5 protein-coding genes are annotated in these 4,565 nt (G+C 62.7%); 1 reads left to right on the top strand and 4 read right to left on the bottom strand.

What is annotated here, in order from left to right:
* From ACFFAR_RS25435 to ACFFAR_RS25425, 3 genes are all read right to left on the bottom strand, one after another.
* Nucleotides 1-895: hypothetical protein (locus ACFFAR_RS25435; RefSeq protein ID WP_375508681.1), on the bottom strand; the 895-nt coding region annotated here is incomplete at its 3' end.
* Nucleotides 896-1,047: 152 nt separating this feature from the next.
* Nucleotides 1,048-1,806, bottom strand: a complete 759-nt coding sequence (locus ACFFAR_RS25430; RefSeq protein ID WP_375508680.1) for an SDR family NAD(P)-dependent oxidoreductase — start codon at nt 1,804-1,806, stop codon at nt 1,048-1,050.
* A 65-nt stretch (nt 1,807-1,871) separates the two neighbouring features.
* Nucleotides 1,872-2,621 (bottom strand): SDR family oxidoreductase, encoded by a 750-nt coding sequence (locus tag ACFFAR_RS25425; RefSeq protein WP_062001515.1) that lies wholly within the window; start codon nt 2,619-2,621, stop codon nt 1,872-1,874.
* Between the two features lie 105 nt (nt 2,622-2,726).
* Here ACFFAR_RS25425 and ACFFAR_RS25420 point away from each other — a divergent pair, with 105 nt between their 5' ends.
* Nucleotides 2,727-3,644, top strand: coding sequence for an AraC family transcriptional regulator (locus ACFFAR_RS25420; RefSeq protein ID WP_062001514.1), 918 nt, complete (start codon nt 2,727-2,729; stop codon nt 3,642-3,644).
* Nucleotides 3,645-3,736: 92 nt separating this feature from the next.
* Here ACFFAR_RS25420 and ACFFAR_RS25415 read toward each other — a convergent pair.
* The coding region (locus tag ACFFAR_RS25415; protein ID WP_375508679.1) for a DUF6351 family protein at nt 3,737-4,565 on the bottom strand (829 nt) is incomplete at its 5' end.

The following is a 4,565-nucleotide window of genomic DNA, read 5'->3' as shown; positions in this document are numbered from 1 at the left end:
CGTCGTCTCTTGAGATGGGAAGGTCGAATCCACCGCCGATGTTCGCCAACGTCGAAAACCCGAGCGCGCTGTGATTGGCCCCGAAGAATCCGCCGTATCCCGCATTGACAACATAATTCAGCGGGCGGGCAAATAGCTGAGCGCCGGTCGGTCCCGTGTAAGCCGACTGGATCGACCATGAACCGGCCGTTTCCCTGAATCGCAACAAGGGATCCGACTCGTCAAAGCTGGAGATCCACGACCACGCAATATGCCCGCGAATCGTCAGCGTCTGTGCTGACGCTATGTTCGTCGTCCATTCGAGCGCAGCGTTCGGCGTGACCAGCCACGCATTCTCGTGCCAGTTGAACAACGGGCCATCCGTGAGAGGTTTAAGGCCGGCGGCCGCACCCTTATACGAAGCGTCATTGAGCAACCTGGCCATGCTCAGGTCCAGGCCGGGCTCGAATGTGAATCCATATCCGAGTTTGCTTTTCAGGAACAGACCGCCCGTTGCGCTGAAGGCCGACCACTTGCTCGCGACACTGCCCGCCGCGCCGTCCAGGCCGCCAATCGCGAGTTCGTCCTTTTCGCGAAAGTAACCGCCGGAAATCCGCCAGCCAATACTGTTTTGGTCGGAGAAGGTAAGCAGACTACCCTCATAGGGAATTCGCGTGATGGTGAATGAATGGGGAGCGACGCCATTCGAGATGTCGAGGTGTGCGGAGCTGATGTCCGGGGACGCGGTCAAGTTTAGGATTTGCGAATAACCTGACCCGAGACGCGCAGCGCCGATGAGATCGCGGCTGGATTGCGCAACGGCATATGCCGCGTGTGTGACGATCGAAAGAACGACAAAGAGCCGGACCACAAGGACCGGCGCAACGTTACGGTGGTATCGCGCCGAAGATCGCATGCGGGTTCTCTCCGTGTGGCGAGTGCATACCCACCAGGAAAGCAATTTACCGCACGCGAGTCCGGGATGGTTTGTCTTGAACCGCTTATCTCGATCTCAATCTCACTTTCAGTCGAGGTACTCCCCCGAACCAGGGGCTATCGCCCGATGAATCACCACGGGATCGTCACATCGTTCCATCGTGTGAACGTCCCTGTCGGGCTGTCCGCACCCAGCATTGCAACGCGGACCACCTCGCGCGCCCCTTCCTCGACGGTATCGGTGCCCGCATAGCCGTTGAGGTTCGTCTTGGTAAAACCTGGAGAAACGGCGTGGACCTTGATGCCCTCCTGCTCCAGTTCGATAGCCATGGCGACCGTCAAGGCATTGAGCGCCGTCTTGGACGCGGGGTAGACGGGCCCAAAGATCCCGCGATACGGGAAAGCCGGGTCCAGATTCGTCGTCAACGACCCGACGCCGCTCGATACGTTGATGATGCGAGCACCCGGCGTCTTGCGCAAAATTGGCAGCATGGCCTGATACACGGCAAGCACACCGAAGACATTGGTGTCCCACACTGCGCGCATTTCATCGAGAGATACATTGCTCGGTCGAGTCGTGCTCGAATACTCCTCGACGGTCTGCCCGGGCTGCTTCTTCGTGTTCGAAACCGCCGCATTCTGGATGAGCAGATCGAGGCGGCCAAATTCATTCCGAACCCGCTCGGCAGCGGATGCGATCGAAGCATGATCCTTCACGTCGAGTTGAAGCGCGACAGCGCCGGCACCCACTTCGCTGGCCGCCGCCTCACCGCGTTCAGGGTTGCGCGATCCGACCAGCACCGTCAGACCGCGCGCCACGAGTTCCTTCGCGATCTGAAGACCGATTCCCTGATTGGCCCCGGTCACAAGAGCAACGCGTTTGTCATGCATGGCAATCTCCTTGTCATGTTGCGCCGTAGCGCATAGAAGCGATTTTTCGTGGTTGCTCCGGGCGCTCAGCCAACCTCGGCCGCCCATGCTTCGGCGTCGGCGCCGGCCGGGATGCGCATCGGGGACGACGGATCGGTTGCCGCGCGCCAGACGGCTTCGGCAACGTCCTGTGACCGGGTGGTCGGTGCAGACGTGTCCTGGAACTGCGCGAAGACTTGCTTGACGACACCGGCGTAAGCCTCGTGGTCGAGACCATGCATGTGCGCGTGGGCGTTGTCGGCGAACCGGGTATCGGGCGCACGGCCCGGCAGCACCAGGCGCGCCCGCACGCCGAAGGGCTCGAGTTCCAGCGCCATTGCCTCGGTGAAGGCGTTCACCGCCGCCTTGCTTGCGCGGTAAGCGGAGATCAAAGGCATTGCCCTCAGCGTGACGCTCGACGTCACATTTACTACGACGCCGGCCTTGCGTTCCCGGAACTGCGGCAGCACCGCCTGCGTCACCGCGATCGTGCCGAACGTGTTGGTCTCGAAGATGCCGCGCACGGTCGCAATCGGAGTGAACTCCGCCGGAGATGCCGCGCCGATGCCCGCGTTGTTGACAAGGACGTCGATAGGCCCGGCCGCCTCAATAGCCTTGCGGATGCTTTCCGGATCCGTGACGTCGAGCGCCAGCACGCGCAGCCGCTCTGAAGGCGGCAGTACATCGGCGCGGGGCGTGCGCATCGTGGCGATGACTTGCCAGTCGCGGGCTAGGAAATAGCGGGCTGTTTCAAGGCCGAATCCGGAAGAGCAACCCGTGATCAGTACGGTTTTCATGTGAACTCCTTTGTTGGGGTGGTGTGCGTATGGCTCCCACGATAGACCGCCGAACCAGTACTTGCTACAATCAAAAGTCCGAATTTCATCTGCAGGAGTCCGGCTGTGATCGACCCTTTGGCCGAAGTCGTGCTGCTGCTGCAGCCGAGCGCCCGGTTTTCCAAACTGGTTTTTGGCGCCAGTCCCTGGCGCGTGAACCGCTCCGATGCCGGCCAGCCGTCCTATTGCGTGGTGCTCGAGGGCGGGTGCCGGGTTGCGATTGACGGACACGAGCCAATCGAGCTCATCTCCGGCGACTTCATGCTGATTCCTGCCGCGTATGGCGTTGCAATGTCCAGCCTCGTGCCGCCGCCCCCGGGCGTCGAGACGCTGGCGCCCACCGCGCTCGGCAACAATGAATTCAGGATCGGGGACGCTGACAGCCCCATCGATACGCGGTTGATGGCGGGTCACTGCAGCTTCGGTTCACCGGACGCGTCCCTGCTGGTCGCGTTGCTGCCGCAAATCGTGCATGTCCGCGGCGAACAGCGGCTCGCCACTCTCGTGCAACTGGTAAGAGATGAATCACGCGGACAGCGGCCCGCTCGCGAGGTCGTGCTGTCGCGGTTGCTGGAGGTGCTGCTTATCGAGGCGTTGCGGTCCACGGCTGAGACGACGGCATCGCCGGGCCTGGTGCGGGGACTGTCCGATGCGCGCCTTGCGGCCGCGATCCGCGGTATGCACGCACAGCCGACGCGAGCATGGACGGTTGCCGAACTCGCAAAAGAGGCCGCGCTGTCGCGATCGACCTTCTTCGAACGCTTCAACCGGGCGGTCGGCGTGGCGCCAATGGAATATCTGCTCACCTGGCGCATGGCGCTTGCGAAAGACCTGCTGCGCCGAAGTGAAGGCCGTGTCGCCGAGATCGCACAGCGCGTGGGCTACAGCTCCGCGAGCACTTTCAGCGTCGCCTTCACGCGGCACGTCGGGCGGCCACCGTCGCAATATGCGCGCGAGGAACAGGTCGTCACCGACGACACCTAGGACGTCGGCAACACGCTGCTGCTTAGGCAATGCCTTACGCTGCGAAGGCATGCTTGCCCGATGGCCGCCCGCGGGCAGCCATCGTCTTCGCCCTAGCTCTTGGTTACATCGAATACCAGATTCACGGGCGATGGTCCGAACGAAGGCATGGGCACTACGCCCGTCTGGTTCACACCGGTCTTGGTCCAGTCGCATACGCCCGAGGGGAACACAGCCTGAAGACGCGTCGTCTGGTCGGACGTCAACGGGGCTGCGTAGTCGTGCGGGTCGATGGCCTTCAACTGGCATTTGGCGACGTCCGCCGATACCGGACCGCCTGCGCGAAGACGCGGCGACGTCCACGACGGGAACAGCGTGTTGCAGGTCGTGTTCGGCTGGTTCGACAGTGTCTGCGTCTCCGTGATGAAGTGGGTGGCATCGCTCCAGCAGCCGTCCACCGCCTGCGTGGGCTTGTCCTTGATGACCTTGTCACGCTGGCTCGACGTGCTGGTATCGGCCTTGTAGGCGACGACCCACTGGATGAACGTGGCCCATGCATTCGTCGCCGGCACGGGGTTGCCGCGCCACATGACCTGGTTATCGGCGCTGCCGTTGGCGCGTTTCAGCCGCTCCCGTGTGGCGAAGTGGAACCACTGATAATGGTAGCCGCCGTCGTCGTTATAGATGCCGGAGATGTCGAAGACCGGAATGCTGGCCAGACCGCCGCCGCCGTAGAGCTGAAGGCCGCTTTGCTGGCCGCGGGTGATCGCGCCGGCATCGCCGACCGAGCGCGCCGCCACGTAGTTGGCGTCCTGGTCGTAGCCGCCGACCGCAGCGTTCAGGTCGAGGAACTGCGTCGTCGTGATGGCGCCGGAGTTGAGTGCGTTCAGGCCGTACTGCACGCCGGTGTTGTCGAAGGGCCGCAGCGCGAAGCCGGTGGTC

The sequence above is a fragment of the uncultured Caballeronia sp. genome (assembly GCF_964243625.1).
Lineage (GTDB): Bacteria > Pseudomonadota > Gammaproteobacteria > Burkholderiales > Burkholderiaceae > Caballeronia.
This window is presented reverse-complemented; position numbering and strand designations above follow the sequence as displayed.

Coding starts and splice junctions, on each gene's coding strand:
- ACFFAR_RS25430 (WP_375508680.1), bottom strand. CDS start 1,806: ATGCATGACAAACGCGTTGCTCTTGTGACCGGGGCCAATCAGGGAATC.
- ACFFAR_RS25425 (WP_062001515.1), bottom strand. CDS start 2,621: ATGAAAACCGTACTGATCACGGGTTGCTCTTCCGGATTCGGCCTTGAA.